Origin of the sequence: Pseudoduganella sp. S-14 (assembly GCF_049913285.1) — a bacterium.
Taxonomy (GTDB): Bacteria; Pseudomonadota; Gammaproteobacteria; order Burkholderiales; family Burkholderiaceae_D; genus Rugamonas.
Genome location: NZ_CP183991.1, coordinates 1046826 through 1062702, shown reverse-complemented (window position 1 = coordinate 1062702; position 15877 = coordinate 1046826). Strand labels below are relative to the sequence as shown.

Annotated in this window: 11 protein-coding genes; 4 read left to right on the top strand and 7 right to left on the bottom strand. The window is 66.1% G+C overall.

Annotated features, from left to right (window positions below):
- Nucleotides 1–94 precede the first annotated feature (94 nt).
- Nucleotides 95–1876: an autotransporter assembly complex protein TamA gene (locus ACN9MZ_RS04920; RefSeq protein ID WP_426341137.1), complete on the top strand. Its 1782-nt coding sequence runs from the start codon at nucleotides 95–97 to the stop codon at nucleotides 1874–1876.
- Nucleotides 1876–6405 carry a translocation/assembly module TamB domain-containing protein gene (locus ACN9MZ_RS04915; RefSeq protein ID WP_426341136.1) on the top strand — a complete coding sequence of 1510 codons (4530 nt, stop codon included), beginning with the start codon at nucleotides 1876–1878 and terminating at the stop codon, nucleotides 6403–6405. The genes ACN9MZ_RS04920 and ACN9MZ_RS04915 overlap by 1 nt, the downstream gene beginning before the upstream one ends.
- On the opposite strand, the gene ACN9MZ_RS04910 is transcribed toward ACN9MZ_RS04915, so the two are convergent.
- Nucleotides 6384–6566 (bottom strand): hypothetical protein, encoded by a 183-nt coding sequence (locus ACN9MZ_RS04910; protein WP_426168076.1) that lies wholly within the window; start codon nucleotides 6564–6566, stop codon nucleotides 6384–6386. The genes ACN9MZ_RS04915 and ACN9MZ_RS04910 overlap by 22 nt on opposite strands.
- Before the next feature lie 86 nt (nucleotides 6567–6652).
- On the opposite strand from ACN9MZ_RS04910, the gene ACN9MZ_RS04905 reads away from it, so the two are divergent.
- Nucleotides 6653–7174 (top strand): hypothetical protein, encoded by a 522-nt coding sequence (locus ACN9MZ_RS04905; protein ID WP_426168074.1) that lies wholly within the window; start codon nucleotides 6653–6655, stop codon nucleotides 7172–7174.
- Here ACN9MZ_RS04905 and ACN9MZ_RS04900 read toward each other — a convergent pair.
- The 3 genes from ACN9MZ_RS04900 to ACN9MZ_RS04890 are packed head-to-tail and all read right to left on the bottom strand — an operon-like array spanning nucleotide 7171 to nucleotide 10077.
- Entirely contained in the window at nucleotides 7171–8610 is a 1440-nt protein-coding gene (locus tag ACN9MZ_RS04900; RefSeq protein WP_426341135.1) for a TIGR01777 family oxidoreductase, read from the bottom strand. The genes ACN9MZ_RS04905 and ACN9MZ_RS04900 overlap by 4 nt on opposite strands.
- Nucleotides 8607–9665, bottom strand: coding sequence for a DUF4166 domain-containing protein (locus ACN9MZ_RS04895; RefSeq protein ID WP_426341134.1), 1059 nt, complete (start codon nucleotides 9663–9665; stop codon nucleotides 8607–8609). Before ACN9MZ_RS04895 ends, ACN9MZ_RS04900 begins: the two co-directional genes overlap by 4 nt.
- On the bottom strand, nucleotides 9655–10077 hold the full coding sequence (locus ACN9MZ_RS04890; RefSeq protein ID WP_426168068.1) for a thiol-disulfide oxidoreductase DCC family protein: 423 nt from the start codon (nucleotides 10075–10077) through the stop codon (nucleotides 9655–9657). Before ACN9MZ_RS04890 ends, ACN9MZ_RS04895 begins: the two co-directional genes overlap by 11 nt.
- A gap of 238 nt (nucleotides 10078–10315) precedes the next feature.
- On the opposite strand from ACN9MZ_RS04890, the gene ACN9MZ_RS04885 reads away from it, so the two are divergent.
- A complete protein-coding gene (locus ACN9MZ_RS04885) occupies nucleotides 10316–10804 on the top strand; it encodes a hypothetical protein (protein ID WP_426320897.1) in 489 nt (162 codons plus the stop codon).
- Nucleotides 10805–10879: 75 nt separating this feature from the next.
- Here ACN9MZ_RS04885 and ACN9MZ_RS04880 read toward each other — a convergent pair whose 3' ends face one another.
- The 3 genes from ACN9MZ_RS04880 to ACN9MZ_RS04870 are packed head-to-tail and all read right to left on the bottom strand — an operon-like array spanning nucleotide 10880 to nucleotide 15791.
- Nucleotides 10880–13699, bottom strand: a complete 2820-nt coding sequence (locus ACN9MZ_RS04880; RefSeq protein WP_426320895.1) for an ATP-binding protein — start codon at nucleotides 13697–13699, stop codon at nucleotides 10880–10882.
- A gap of 3 nt (nucleotides 13700–13702) precedes the next feature.
- Nucleotides 13703–14422, bottom strand: coding sequence for a hypothetical protein (locus ACN9MZ_RS04875; RefSeq protein ID WP_426168060.1), 720 nt, complete (start codon nucleotides 14420–14422; stop codon nucleotides 13703–13705).
- Nucleotides 14415–15791, bottom strand: coding sequence for a hypothetical protein (locus ACN9MZ_RS04870; protein ID WP_426341133.1), 1377 nt, complete (start codon nucleotides 15789–15791; stop codon nucleotides 14415–14417). The genes ACN9MZ_RS04875 and ACN9MZ_RS04870 overlap by 8 nt, the downstream gene beginning before the upstream one ends.
- Nucleotides 15792–15877 lie beyond the last annotated feature (86 nt).

The window sequence follows — 15877 nt, the reverse complement described above, 5'->3', positions numbered from 1 at the left end:
AAGTGGCCGACAAGATTGCGGCTGATCCGGTAACATTCGGTTTCGACTTCCAGATCACAGACCACGAATTTTGGCACAAACCGGCATAAAAGTATTGAGGGGCCTTGTACTGGGCTGCGCTGCCCTGCTGCTGCCCTTGCTGGCGGCTGCCCAGGGCTGGACTTACCAGGTCCGCATCAACGCCCCGCGCGCGCTGGAGTCGCTTCTCGAAGATAACCTCGACCTGGTGCGCTACCGCACGAACGAGCGCATGGACCGCGACCAGCTGCAGCGCATGCTGCGCGCCGCGCCGGAGCAGATCAGGACGCTGGTTGCGACTGCCGGTTACTACACGCCGGCGGTGAATATCCGCCTGGACGAAAGCGGCACGCCGACCGTCACGGTCGACGTGCAGCCGGGCGAGCCGGTGCTGGTGGGCGAGGTGGAGATCGTGCTGGAAGGTTTCCAGTCGGCGTCGGGCGCGCCGTTCGACCAGGAGGCGCTGAAGGCCGGCTGGGCCCTGCCGCGCGGCGCCGTGTTCCGCCAGGACGAATGGGAAAAGGCCAAGCGCGATCTGCTGCGCGCCGTGGTGCAGACGCGCTACCCGCGCGCGCAAATGATTTCCAGCGAAGCGGTGGTCGATCCGGAGACCCGGCGCGCACTGCTGCACGTGGCGCTCGACAGCGGGCCGGAAATGCGCTTCGGCGAACTGAAAATCGAGGGTTTGCGGCGCTATCCCGAATCGGTGGTGCGCAACCTGAACCCGATCAAGCCGGGCGACGTCTACAGCGAAGCGGCGCTGCAGGCTTACCAGGGCAAGCTGCAGGAGACCGGCTATTTCTCCAACGTCGAGGTGAGCGCCGACCTGTCGTCCCTGCTGGGCGAGCAGATCGAGGCGGCCGAGGGCAAGGCCGAGGGCGTGCCGCAGCCGGCGACGATGGCGCCGCTGCCGCTGCTGGTGCGCGTGGTGGAGAACAAGCGCAAGAATGCCAGCGTGGGTATCGGCTTCAGCACCAATACCGGCTACCGCACCTCGGGCACCTACGATGACCTGAACGTGTTCGGCCTGAAGATGAAGAGCGCGCTGACGCTGGAAACCAAGCGCCAGCAGGCGCGCAGCGATTTCTATTTTCCCACCACGGCGGACGGCTACAACGACAGCTTCGGCGCGGCGCTGGAACGCAAGGATATCGAAGGCGAGATCACGCGCACCGCTTCCGTCGCGGCCAAGCGGGCCTGGGGCACGCCGCTGCTCGAGCGCAGCATCTCCATCGAGTACCTGAACGAGAGCAAGACCGTGAACCGGGTGCTCTCGTCGCACAGCCAGTCCTTGCCGATCACCTATGCCGCCACCTGGCGCAAGGTGGATAACCTGGTGTTCCCGACCAAGGGCTATGTGCTGAATGCCACGCTGGGCGGGGCGCTGCTGCCGGTGCTGACGGATGAAAAATTCATCCGCGCCACGGCGCGCGGCATCACTTACCGGCCCCTGAGCCCGAAATCCACCGTCATCCTGCGCGCCGAATTCGGCGCCCTCGGCTCGGCGCACCAGGAAGGCGTGCCGACCACCTACCTGTTCCGCGCCGGCGGCGACAACTCGGTGCGCGGCTATGCCTACCAGGAGCTGGGCGTGCAGCAGGGCGAAGCGACGGTCGGCGGCCGCTACCTGGTCACCGGCAGCGCCGAATACCAGTACTGGTTCAAGCCGACCTGGGGCGCGGCGGTGTTCTATGACGCCGGCAATGCGTCTAATTCGCTGGGCGGCTTGCGTCCCAAGTCCGGCTACGGCGTCGGTGCGCGCTACAAGAGCCCGGTCGGGCCGATCAATGTCGACGTCGCATATGGCCATGCCACTAAAAAGGCCCGGCTGCACTTCTCGCTGGGGTTCACGTTCTGATGGATACGCCGCGCCATCCCCCCCATCCTCCTGCGCCGCCTGAGGCGCCGCTGGCAGCGCCTCGCCGCAAGTGGCTGCGCCGCACGCTGATCGGCGGCGGCGTGACGCTGGCCGTGCTGGGCGGCGCGGCGTGGCTGCTGGGACGCGAAACCACGCTGCAGCAGATCGTGGCGCAGGTTGCGCGCGCCAGCGGCGGCCAGATCGTGGTCACCGGCGTCAGCGGTTCGCTGTATGGCCGCATGCATATCGGCCGCATCATCTACCGCGACGAGTCGAGCGTCCTGACGCTCGATAACATCGACATCAACTGGTCGCCGCTGCAATACTTCAGCGAGGGCGTGGCGATCAGCGAGCTGCATGTGGCGCGCGCCGAATCGCGCAGCACCGGGCCATCCAAACCAGCCGTGATGCCGGCATCGATCACGCCGCCGTTCCGCCTGAGCATTGCGGACGGCCGCGTCAGCACGCTGGCCCTGGTCAGCGAAGACGGCAGCCGCACCGAGCTGCGCGCCATCAAGCTGCAGCTCCAGGGCGACGGCCAGCATTGGCAACTGAAGGACGCCAGCGCCGAGACACCCATTGGCGCCCTTGCCGCCAGCGCGGAAATTTCGACCACGCGCCCGTACAAACTGAGCGCCACCGCCGCCCTGGCGCCGCTGCCGCCGTCGACTCCCGCGGCCCGGCCTGCCAGTAATCCCGTTACACCACCCGGCGCTGCGGCGGCAACGCCGCCCGCCCCCGGCATGGTCGAGCGCAGCGCCACGCGGCTGGAGCTGTACGCCAGCGGCGACCTTGCGCAACTGAAGCTGGACGTCAAAGGCAAATCGAACTACGCCAACGGCGACGGCACCCTGGTGCTGGCGCCGTTCGATGCCCTGCCCCTGCGCAGCATCCGCCTGCAGGCGCGCGACGTCGACCCGGCCCGCTTCGACCCGGCCTGGCCAAAGGCGGCAATCGACCTGGCGCTGGACGCCGCCATCAATGGCGACAAGCTGTCCGGCAAGCTGGCCGCTACCAACCGCAGCGCCCCCGGCCCGCTCGACCAGCAAAAGCTGCCCCTGCACAGCGCCGCCGCACAACTGGGCGGCACGCTGGACAATGCAAGCCTCAGCGGCCTGCTGATCGACCTGGGCGCCGCCGGCAAGTTCACCGGCAGCGGCAAGCTGCGCAGCCTGCCGAAAGACGGCAGCATCGACACCGCCAGCGTGCGCCTGCACACCGACCGCCTCGACCTGCGCGGCCTGCACGGCGCCGCCATCAGCACGGCGATTGCCGGCGACATCAGCGCCGAAACCAAGGGCAAGCAGCACACCTTGCGCGCCGCGCTGGGCGAAGGCAAGCTGCGCCTGGACGCCCACGCCACACTGCAAGACCTGCTGCTGACCGTGCACCAGGCGCGCATCAGCGCCGGCCAGGGCAGCGTCTCCGCCACCGCCCAGGCCAGCCTGAAGGATGACAAAACCTTCAAGGCCAACGCGGCGGTCAAGCGCTTCGATCCGGCCGCGCTGGGCGCCTTCCCTTCAGCCGACCTGAACGCGGAACTGCAGGCCAGCGGAAAGCTGGCGCCGGACTGGCGCGCCAACGCCGACATCGTCCTGCAGCCCAGCAAGTTGATGGGGCAGCCGCTCTCGGGCAGCGTCAAGCTGGCCGCCGATGCGCAGCACATCGCCAGCATCGACGCCCGCCTCGCTTACGCCCGCAATACCGCCACCGCGCGCGGCGCATTCGGCGCTGCCGGCGACAAGCTGGAATGGCAGCTCGACGCCCCTCAGCTTTCCGTACTCGACCCGCAACTGCAAGGCAGCGCGACTGCCAGCGGCACCCTGGGCGGCGGCTACAAGGCGCCGCGCACCAGTTTCAGCGCGGACGCGCGCGGCCTGGGCTACCAGCCGCCAGGCGGCCAGCGCCCGGCCGCGGCCACGCCGGCGCCGGCCCGCGCCGACAGCGTGATCCGTGCCAGCGGCGAAGCGGCGCTCTTCGGCGCAATGGACTTCAAGCTGTCCGGCAGCGCAATGCGCCTCAACCCGGCCAGCTTTGGCGCTTCGGTCGCGGGCAACGTCAACGCCGATTTCGACGCCACGCTGCGCGCCTCGGCGGACTGGCTGGCCAATGCCGATATCCGCCTGCAGCCGGCGTCCACGCTTGGCAACGCGGCACTGAGCGGCCATGCAAAGTTCGCCGCCGCCCCCGGCCGCGTGCAGGACAGCGACGTCGACCTGCACCTCGGCCCCAACCTGCTGCAGGCCAAAGGCTCGTTCGGCAAGCCGCAAGACCGCATCGACTGGAAGCTCGACGCACCACAACTGGCGGTTCTGGGCAGCGGCTGGTCCGGCAACCTGCGCGGCAGCGGCTACGCCAGTGGCGGCAACGTCGCTGGCCGCGGCCCCAACGCCATGCCAACGCTCAGCGCCACGCTGGACGGCGCCTACCTGCGCCTGCCCGGTCAGCGTGAGATCTCTTCGATCAAGGGCAGCGCCACCATCGGCACCTCTTTCGCACCTGACGATCCGCTGCAGGCCGACCTGATGGTCAGCGGCCTGAACATGCCCGGCCTCCTGCTTGACCGCTTGCGCCTGCAAGCCAGCGGCACTGCCGGCGACCACACGGTGCGGGTAGCTGCCGCCAATCCCGACTTCGACGCCAGCACAAAAGTCCACGGCAGCTTCGCCCCGGATAGCTGGAACGGCAGCATCGACGCCCTGCAGAACAAAGGCCGCTTCGCCCTCACCCTGCAGGCGCCGGCCACGCTGCGCATTAGCGGCCGCAAAGGCGATGGCGTTGCCGGCCTGGCGCAGCCGGAGCAGCTCGAGTTAAGCAGCGCCACCATCGCCATGCCGGAAGGCAGCCTGCGCATCGACACGCTGGAGAAGAACGGCCTGCGCTGGCGCAGCAAAGGCACCGCCAGCGGCGTCAACGCCAGCTACCTCGCCCAACTGTCCGACACCTGGCGCAGCAACGTGGCCAGCACCATGACCCTGGGCGGCGACTGGTCGCTGGAACTGGCAGAGCCCGCCGCGAAAGGCGCCGCGCCCGCGCTGGACGGCTACCTGCACGTATTCCGCGAAAAAGGCGACGTAACGATCACCGGCGGCGAACGCCCGATCCCGCTCGAGCTGAAGGTGCTGGACGCGCGCGTCACGGTCGCCGGCGACCAGCTGCGCGCCCAGGCCGAACTGGCCGGCGACCGCGCCGGCAATGCGCGCCTGGAAGCCAGCGCCCAGTTGCGCGACGGCCGCATTCCATCCGACAGCCCCCTGACTTTCGGCGCCAGCGCCAGCCTGCCTTCCATTGCCTGGCTGTCCCCGCTGCTTGGCGTGCAAGGAATGGAACTGGGCGGCGCCCTGCGCGCCCATGCCAGCGGCCACGGCACCATCGCCAATCCCCTGCTGGATGGCGAGGTGGTGGGCGAACAGCTGGTGATCAACTGGGCCGAGCAAGGCATCCGCCTGCGCAACGGCGCCCTGCAGGCCAAAGTGAGCGGCGACCAGCTGCAGCTGCAACGCCTGCGCTTCGATGGAACCGACGGCAATGTACAGGCTGACGGCTGGTTGCGGCTGGCAGGCGGCGACATGTCGATGGACCTCAAGCTGGCCGCCAACAAGCTCGAAGTATTCAACCGCCCGGACCGCACCCTGGTGCTGAGCGGCAGCAGCACCCTGGTGCGCGACGCCAAGCGCTTCGAGTTCGACGGCAAGTTCAGGGCCAACCGCGCCGTCATCGAACTGCCTTCGCTCGACACGCCCACCATCAGCGAAGACGTGGTGATCCTGGGCCGTGAAAAACCGAAGGCTGCCGCCAGCAGCGGGCTGCCCCTGAATATCGACCTGGAGGCCGACCTGGGCGACGATTTCACCTTGCGCGGCAAGGGCCTGGACGCGCAGCTGGCCGGCACCGTGCGCGTGCGCATGGCCGATCGCCGCGCCCCGCGCGTCAACGGCAGCATCCGCGTCGTCAGCGGCACGTACGCCGCCTACGGCCAGCGCCTGGCGATCGAACGCGGCGTGCTGAATTTCACCGGCGCCTACGACAACCCGGGCCTGAACATCCGCGCCGTGCGCAAGCGCCCCGAAGGCGATGAGCTGAGCGAGACCAATGTGGAAGCCGGCGTCGAAGTGCGCGGCACCGCGCTGGCGCCATCGGCCAAGCTGGTTTCCACGCCTTCCGTGCCGGACAGCGAAAAACTGGCCTGGATGGTGCTCGGCCACGGCACCGCCGACATGGCCGGCAATGAAATGAGCCTGCTCGGCACCGCAGCCGGCGCCCTGCTGGGCGGCAGCGGCGGGCCGAGCCTGGCCAACCGGGTCGGTCTCGATGAGCTGGGCGTCAGCCAGGCCAAGGGGCTGGAAAGCACGGTCGTCACGGTCGGCAAAAAGCTGTCTTCGCGCGCCTACATCAGCTTCGAGCAGGGCGCGGGCACCGCGACCAGTCTGGTCAAGCTGCGCTACAAGGTCAACAACCGCGTGACGCTGCAGGTGCAGACGGGCACCAACAACGCACTGGACGTGCTTTACAACTGGGCTTTCGACTGACCGGGCGGACGCAGCTCGGGATTATGGTTGGGCACCGGCTCGTCTTGCGGGACAGGGTTGTGCGGGCTGTGCGGATGCACCGGCTCGGGGTGCGGCTGCGACTCGTCGACTGGCACCGGCAAATCCGGTGCGCGGTGGGCGTGGATACGGTGTTTTTCCATGGCTGGAACCCCCGAAAGCGAGATCACGAAGGGGTATTTTACGCCTGCGGTTAAAATTCTTCTTTTTTTCCCGAATCCGGCGCCCAATGCAACTGACTGTCACCACCGTAGTCCTGCTCATCCTCGTTCCGACGCTGATCTGGCGCATCTATTCGCGCCTGAAGCTGGTGTTCCGCCGCCAGGAATCGGTGGCGTGGCGGCACTGGGTCGGCGCGGCCGGCTTGCCGGTCCTGCTGCTGGCAGCCGCCCAGTCCATGCTGCGCAACCCGCCGGCGCTGGCGATGATGGCTGCCGCCGTGATAGCCGGCGCCTGGATGGCCTTCTTCGCGCTCAAGAAGACCCGCTTCGAAAACACCGGCAGCAAGCTGTATTTCACCCCGCCGAGCCGCACCGCGATCCTGATCTGCATGCTGTTCGCCGCCCGGGTGCTGCAGATCGGCGTCGAGTTCTACGTCAACCGCCAGTCCGAACACCCGCGCGTGATCAACCAGGCCGAAGTCCTGCAACATCCGCTGACCGTCATTCCCTTCGGCCTGATGCTGGGCTACCTTGCCGCCTACTCCATCGGCCTGCTGCGCTGGAGCATGGCGCAGAAGAAGCTCGACTAAACCAGGTCGGCCAGCGCTTGCCGGACTGTCGGGAAGCGGAAGCTGAAACCGCTGGCGAGCAGGCGGGTCGGCGCTACGGCGGCGCCTTCCAGAAGCAGGCCCGCTTGCTCGCCGAGCAGCAAGCGCACCGGCCAGGCCGGCGTAGGAATCGCGCTCGGGCGATGCAGCTCGGCGGCGGCGGCCCGGGTGAACTCCAGTTGCGTCGGCTGCTCCGGAGCCGTGAAATTCCAGGCGCCGTCAGCGTTGGCGCCGAGGCGCCAGACGTGGGCCATCGCCCCCAGCAAATCGGCAATGTGGATCCAGGAGTTGCGCTGGCGTCCTGTTCCCATGCGGCCGCCGAAGCCCAGTCTGATCGGCAGCAGCATAGGCTGCAGCGCGCCGCCATGGCCGTAGACCACCCCGAAGCGCGCCAGCGCAACCGGTACGCCATACTCGCGTGCACGGCTGGCGGCGGCCTCCCATTCCTGGCATAGCTGCGACATGAAGATTGCCTGCGGCGGGCTGGCTTCGTTCAATACCTGGCCACTGCCCTGCGGCTGGATGCCGTAGTAGCCGACCGCGGATGCATTGATCACCAGGCGCGGCTTGTGCACGGCCCGCGCAATCCAGTCCACCACGCCTTGCGTCAGCCCGGCGCGGCTGCCGCGCAGCACGGCCTTGCGCCGCTCGCTCCAGCGCCAGCCAAGAATGCGGGCGCCGGCGAGGTTGATGACGACGTCGACCGGTTCGGCCGGCGACAAGTCGCCCATGCCGGCAACTGCGCGCACGGCGCCGCCATATTCCCATGCCGCCTTGCGCGGCTCGCGCGACAGCACGATGACCCGGTGGCCGCCGGCAAGCAAGGCTGGCACGAGCGAATGCCCGACAAATCCGGTCGCGCCGGTGACCAGCACCGTTTGCGGCGGGCCGTCGAAGCGTACGCTTTGCGAGGCAGCGCCAGGCACGGCACGCGAGGCGAAGGCGTCCCGGACGCCGGACACGAACACGCCCACGCCGCACAAGGCGAGGAAGACGCTGAGCCAGCCCTGCGGCGCATAAGCGAATCCTGTCGGCGCATCGATGGCTGCCGGCATTCCCAGCATCAGCAGGGTAATGAAGGCGCCGCCGTTAATCGCCAGCACGGTGTGCGTTACGCGCTCGGTGGCAGGCAGCAGGCGGGTCTGGTCCTCCACCACGAAGTCCCACAGCGTGAGGACAATCTCGATGCCGAACAGCGCCAGCAGCACCCAGGCCCAGGCGCCCTGCCACACCCAGGCCGACAACCCCACGAACAGCACGCCGTAGATCGTGGCACGCACTGCGTGAATGGCAAGCTCGCGCCTTGCCGTGGCGCGCTGCGGCAAGGCTTCCGTCAGCTCATGGTGGTAGATGGTGTCGAAGGCGCCCAGGCAGCCTTGTGCGGCCATGAGCTGCAATGCGAGCAGATGCGTGTTCATGCTGCCTCCCTCTCCGCTGCACGCCCCTCGTGGAAGACGCCGGCTTGCACGAAGGTCGTGCCAAACAGGGCGTGGCGGATTTCGATGCGGATGTTGAATCGGTTGGGCGCCTCGTTGCAGTGGCGCAGGTAGGTCTTGCCCGGCGTGAGCACGCCAGGCAGGGGGATGCGCCAGCCCAGCAGGTCCCAGAAATAGCCGTCGCTGGTGAAATGCAGGTTGCCATCGGCCACGTGCAGCTTGAGCTTCATGCCGAGGCCCAGTCCCACGTATTCGAGCACTTCGCCGCGCTCGCTCTCCGCCATATAGGAGGTGAACTTGACCGGCTTGCGGCCATTCAGCATGTAGATGCGCTGCTTGTAGATGTTCTGCGAGCCCGGTTTGCCGTAGACCTGGATGTCGACCGGGAAGCCGCTGTCGTCGTAGGGTATCAGTGCGCCCTGGATGAAGGGTTTGCTGGCGAAGCCGAGCAGCTTGCCGAATCGCGAGGCGCGCAACTCCGACAGGGTGCCGTAGTACAGCAAGGGCTTGCCGGGTGCCGGATTCTTGGCGAAGCGCTGCTGGATGTCGGGGTGCAGCTTGCTCCACTCGCTGCCGAGGATTTTGCGGAACAGCTCTCCCTCGCCCACCAGCGGCGCCGCCTCGCCGGCGTCACGCGCGGCAGCGTCGATCCGGTACAGGCGCCAGGCGGCAGGCAGCAACAGCGCCAGCGTGGCGATGTCGAGCCACGCATTCGGCCATACGCCAGCGCGTAGCGATACCATGATGTCCTGCGGCCCCCACAACAGCAGTCCTGCCGCCACCCACAGCCAGGCCGCCGGCTCACGGCGCTGGTCGCCGAACCACACCAGTGCCAGCATCCATAGCCCGACGCACTGGATGGTGGGCCCGAACAGCGCCATCCACCAGGCGTGCTGCGGGCGCGTCGATGCCGGGCCAAGCCAGGCGAGATACCAGTCAAGGGCTGCGGCGCCGGCGATCCAGGGCAGCACCAGGCCGACCAGCAAATGTCCAACCGCGCTGGCGTACATCCAGCGCACCAGCCATTTACGCTCCATCCTTGCCTCCGAAGTAGACCTGGCAACGCTCGCCGTCGCAGGCAGGGCGCGCGCCGTCGATCCGGAGCCAGCGCGAAATGCGGTAGCGGTTGCGGGCGAAACTGCGGTAGGCCGCGGCCAGCATCGGCCGCAGCGCTGCTACCCGCAGCGGCCATACCAGCCAGGCGCGTCCCGCCAGCGTGTAGGCCGCCAGGATGGCATCGGTGCCGACCAGCATGGCGCCGTCGGCACGCAGTCCGTGCAACTCCGTGTTCATGGCAGCGAGGCTGGTGCCCAGCGGAGCGGGATCGAAGCCGGGTGCAGCGATATCGACGAAGGCCAGGCGGCCGGCGCGGTCCCAGCGCCGCAGGCGGGACATCTCGCTCCGGCAAAACGGGCAGGCATTATCGAAAAACAGGGTCAGTGCGGCCATTGGCTCACTCCATTTGTGACATAAAAACTACAAACGTGAAATTCATCCGAAACACGCTTAACATCCTGAAAGTCACGGATTTCCACCGGTTCCAGAATGAATATTTGTTGAATTATGTTATTTTTCATTTTTTTCTGTCGTTACAGAAATTAAAGACGATATTTCAGACGATGTCAATTCCTTAAAGGTCGTGTATTCTAAAATCACACGAAAATGATTGCCATGAGGAAACATTCCTATGACGACTTACAATAAGACCGCAAAGGGACGAGAGGAAATTTCGGCACGCACCTATGGCTTGCCGTCCCGTATGCGCACCCTGCTGGTGATGATTGACGGCCGCCATCCAATGGAAGAGTTGCTGCCGAAAGTAACGGGGCTGGGGCTCGATGCCGGCGCCGTGCAAGAACTGCTGGCACAAGGTTTCATCGAAGAAGGTGAGGCTCCGCCAATCACGATCATGCCGATCCCGCCGACCGAGGAGGAACTTGCAGCGCAGTATGCGCAGGCGCGCGCCTTCTATGCACGCACCATCGAACCGACCTTGGGTGCACGCGGCCAGGTCATGCAAGCCAAGCTGGAAGCCGCCGCCACGCTGGAGGATTTGAAAGCGATGCGCATCACCTTCTTCGAAATGGTGAACCGCATCCGCGGCCGGCCCGTCATGCTGGCCCTGAAAAAGGAACTGGACGCCATCCTGGGCGCCTGTTCCAAGGAAGCCGCCTGAATCTGATTCAGGTCACTCCCGGCACGATCAGGCTCTGCCCCTGCTTCGTGCCGTCGGAATGACGGCCAGCGGCGATCAAGCCGCTGCCGCCTGGCGGCGCTGCAGCACGAAGATCGGCTGCGCCCACTGGGTGTCCTTCTTTTTCTTGCTCGTGATGAGCGTGAGGTCGGAAGGATCGTAGACGTCCGTGTTGTGGGTCAGCGGCGTCGTCATCAGGTACTGCGCGTCGGTGTTCTTCAGGAACTCGCCGACCAGCTGGATGTTGCGGATATCCAGGTGGGCGAACGGTTCGTCGATGAACACGAAGCCGCCGGAGCCATCTTCCGACTTCAGCAAGCCGATCAGCAGCACCAGCGATTTCATCACCTGCTGGCCGCCCGACGCTTCGCCGTCGTTCAGGCCAATCGGGCCCTTGCCGTCGAACTTGAAGCGTACCTGCAGGCCGGCCTGCGACAGCAGCAGGTCGTCGTTCTCCAGCTTGACCGGCTCGACGTGCACGTCGATATTGGCCAGCGCGCCCAATTCCTTGATGTTCGACGAATAGGTCTTGATCGTGTAGCGCAGGCGCTCGATGTAGGCGCCGCGCGCATTGGCAGTCGCTTCGATCGCGCGGTTGTTCTGGTAGCGGCGTTCTTCGGTTTCCGTCTTGCGGTTCGACAGCTGCTCGTTCAGGCGCGCATACTGGTCGATCACGGTCGCATCGAGTTCCCAGTCATCGCGCGCCAGCGAGGATTGCAGGCTGGCGATACGCAGGTCGACCTGGTGCGCATTCTGGTGCTGCTGCACCAGCGCCTGGCGGCGCGCAGGACGGCGCCAGGCCCCCGGCAAGTGGCGCCACTGGCGGCGCAGCGCCAGCATGGCACGGGCGTGGTCGGAGCGCTGTTCCATCTGGCGCTTGAAGTTCAGGCGCAGGCCCGCTTCCGCCTCGGACAGCGACATGCGGGCGCTTTGCCATGCAGTGTCGGCCTTGGTGCGCGCCACGGTGGCGTTCTTCATCAAGCCCTGCAGTTCGCCCAGGCGCGAGCCCACTTCCAGGCGCTCGGCGCGCAGCGGCACGGCGGAGCGGGCGGCTTCGTCGAATTCCTCGGTACGGGCGGACAGCTCCTTCACCGCATCCACTCCCGCCAGGCGGGCTTTCAGCGCTGAGGTTTCCGACGCCAGCTTGGAAATCTGCAGCGTGTACTTGTCTTCCTCGGCTTCCAGGTTCGGCAGGTTCTTCTGGATCGCATCCATGCGCGAAGTCTTGCCGGCGGAACCGAAGCGATAGCGCGCAGCTTCCACGAACAGCGAGCGGCCGCCGCGGCGTTCCTTGTGGTAGGCCTCAGGCGTGATCCATTCTTCGATATTGCCCAGCTTTGCGCCTTCTTCCACCGACTCCACGCGCGTGATTCGCGACAGCTGGTCGATCAGCCATTCCGGCGCCAGGCCGCTGAACTTCACCACCGACAGCAGGCTCTGGTTCTTCGGCTCGTGCGCCTTCACGCAATCGGGCACAATGAAGTGGCGATAGCGTTCCTTTTCCGCCAGGCGGTAGGCCGAGGAGGCATCGGAGGAGCGCTCCAGCAGCACCACGGAGGCGTAGCCGCCCAGCACGCCCTCGACGGCACCCTGCCATTTCGGATCGGTCACTTCGACGATGTCCGACAGCATGGCGTGCGGGATGCCCGCATCGTTCAGCGCGCGGCGCATGGCGCGCACATTGTCCGGCTCCGGCATGGCGGTCTTGCCAGACAGTGCGTTGATGGTGGCCTTGTCCTGCGCGATGCGGTTGGACACGGCATCGCGCTGCGAGCGCAGCTTCAGCAGCTCGGTTTCCTTGGCTTCGAGCTGCGCGGCCGCATCGGCCACGTCGGCGCCCGATTCGGCGGCCAGTTTTTGCAGGCGGGACTTCTGCTCCGCCAGCGATTCCAGCGGCTTCAGTTTGCCGTTGATGAGATTCAGGCGCGAAGTCAGCGCGGTTTGCTCCTGTTCCAGCAGGGTTTCCTGCTGCTGCGCGTCCTGCAGGGCCTTGGCCTGCTTGGCCACCTCGCCGCGCTTGTCGGCCAGCAGCTGGTCGGCCTGCGCCAGCGGCTTGCGCGCTTCGCGTAGCTGGCGGCTGACGTTGGCGGCCTTCTCGCGCGCCTCGTGGTATTCCAGCGATGGCAGCACTTCTTCCTGCAGGTTGCGGCGTTCCTTGTGCAGCGTTTCCCACTGGTGGTAGTTGGCCACGCGCAGGCGCAAGCCCTCCAGGTTGGTCTTGGAGCCTTCCAGTTCGGCCTCGAAGCGCTTCAGCTCTTCTTCGGTATCGCGCTGGTGGCGTTTCGCTTCGTCGTAGGCATCCAGCACTTCCTTGTCGCCGAACACCTGGAACACCAGGTCCAGCAACTGGCGCGGCGCGTACTCGCACAGCTTGTCGGTTTCGCCCTGCTCCAGCGCCAGCACTTTCGACATGGCTTGCGACAGGCCGGCGTTGGCCAGGCGCTTGCGGTAGTTCTCCACGCCCAGCCAGTCGTTGGCTTCGGTGACTTCTTCGATGTCCACGTTACCGGGACGCATCAGGTACTGGCGCTTCCAGTCGCCGCCGTTTTTCTGCACCTGGCAGAACAGGGTCACCTCGTCTTCGGCGAAGAAGCCGCTGCTGCGGAACGGACGGTTGGACAGCTGCTTGCCCTGCGGCTTGTTGTCGACCACGGCGCGCAGCCAGGCGGTCTGCTGGCCGCTGTGGCGGGCATAGTGCTTGTAGGTGCGCCCCATCGAGCAATCGAGGCCGAACAGCGTGCGCAGCGCGTCCAGCAAGGTGGTCTTGCCGGAGCCGTTCTGGCCCGCGATGGTGATGATCTTGGCATCCAGCGGAATGTTCTTGATGCGCTGCCAGTAGTCCCAGTGGACCAGCTCAAGGGATTTGATTTGGAACATCGCTTATTCTTCCGTCGGGGTTTCTTCGTTGGCCGCTTGCTGCGGCTCGGCGTCGTTGGCGGCGGCCAGCACTTCGCGCGGGATGTGCACGATCTGCGCCGGCGCGCGCTTGAACACGTCAGCCAGGGCGCCGTTGATGATGCGCTCTTTCAGCAGGTCGGTATCCATCAGCAGGTCCAGCAGCGGGCCTTCGACGATGATCTCGCCGCGGCGCTCGATGAAACCGAGCTTGCCCAGGATGCCGAGGTTCATGTCCATGCGGGTCTTCTTGCCCAGCTTGTCGCCGAAGTCGGCCAGCAGCGCCTTGTACGGGATGCCGATCGAGGTATCTTCCGCGCGCGGCACCGGCTTCTCGGTGCCGAACATATCGTTCTGGTCGTCGTCCGCCGCCTGGTGGGTTTCCTGGCGTTCGCGCTTGGGCAGGATGATCAGCGCCCACAGCACCACCAGCAAGGCCACGCCGTCGCGCGCCAGGCCGAAATTGTTGTTCTGCCAGGTGTCGCGCGCGCCGAAGACCTTCGGCTCGATATTGCGGTGCAGGGCCAGCGTGACGTGGTCGGCGTAGACGTTATCGAGCAGCTTCATGCCGCAGGCGGCCAGGCGCGCATCGACTTCGGCGCGGAACAACTCGTCCGACAGCGCGCGCTTGACCATCTTGTCGTCGCGGCGCAAGGTCTGGTGCGCCACCAGGCGCGCGATCAGGATTTGGGTATCGTCACTCATCGGACTTCGGACTTTCTTTGTCTAATTCGAGGGTCAGCGCGGCCAGGGACATGGCGGCGACCTCCAGGTCGGGCAGCTGCACCATTTCGTCCTGCGGTGAGAAGCGCACCGGCAGGCGCGCCAGGTCGGCAGTGGTGCCCTGCATCGACGCCTCGGCCTCGTCGCCCAAGAGCGGCAGCATCGAGGCGCGGTAGGACGCCAGGGCGAAGGAGGCCGGCAGCAGCGCCTCGTGCACCTTCACTTCGCGCGGCGACTCCTCGGCCACCGAAGGGAAATTGTTCAGCTGCGCGAAGTCGGACAGGCGGGCCAGCCAGTCGTCCAGCTCCTTCTGCATCGCTGGGCTGTCGTTGATCGTGGTCGGCGCATCCTGGCCGGCAGGCAGGCCGTTCAGCCCATTGTTATTGGCACGTTCTGTCATTAATTCTGTCTCGGCGACGTCGATCATCTCGGCAGGCGTGATGAACAGCGGCTTCACCGGTTGGTCGATCGCATCATTCGCCAGCGAAGACAGGTCCTCATGGGCCAGCAGCCAGCGTTTGATGTCGGTAGTGGAAAGGCCGGACTGGCCCAGGTGCACGCGCTGGCGCTCGATCTGGTTCAGCGCGCGCGAGAACATGCCCTGCATGTTCAGCAGCTGCGACTGGGCACGGCCGATGGCTTGCGCGGCGCGGTGGGTGGCGCTGTCCGCATTTTCGTCAGTGGTGATGGCACGCAGGATCTGGGAGCCCTTCTCGACCCAGTCGCAGGCCTGGTGCCACTTTGCCTGCGATTCGCGCAGGCGGAATTCGGAACCGGACGCGATGGCGTCGCGGAATTCTTCGGTCAGGTCGACCAGGCGGCCCAGCAGGTGCTGCAGCTGCTCGGTGGTGATCCCGCCCACGGCCTGGGCGCCGGCCACCTGCGACAGCAGGAAGCCCATTTCGGCATCGTCGTCCTCCGGAGCGGCCAGGGCCAGCAGGCTGTCGATCGCGGCCAGCACATTGCGCGCCATCGGCGTCACGCGGTAGACCGATTGCTGCGCATCCCAAGCCAGCAGGCCGTTGGAGCGCAGGCGGTTCAGCACAGTTTCCAGGCTTTCCGGCAGCAGGTAAGCCAGGCGCGTGTTGATATCGGCGCGCGAAAACGCCGACGAAGTTGCATCATTGGCAAGCTCACGCAAGACGAGCAGGCGCACCAGCACCCCCTCGAAGCCGCCGTGGAACAAAGCGGTGAACACCTGCAACAGCGGCTGGGCGCGCTTCAGGTGATAGACCTGCTCGATCTCGTCGGCGGAAATGTGGGGCTGGAAGTGGGCCTGCAGGGCGTCCTGCTGCTCTTGCTCAGTCGGGTTGGTGTCGGCCAAGGCCGCACTTGCCATCAAATCAATCATTGCGCTCCAGTAATTAAAACCGGGGTCAGGTCTGGCAATCCGCCACAAATTTCGCTATGCGAAAAGAATGGCGGATTGCCAGACCT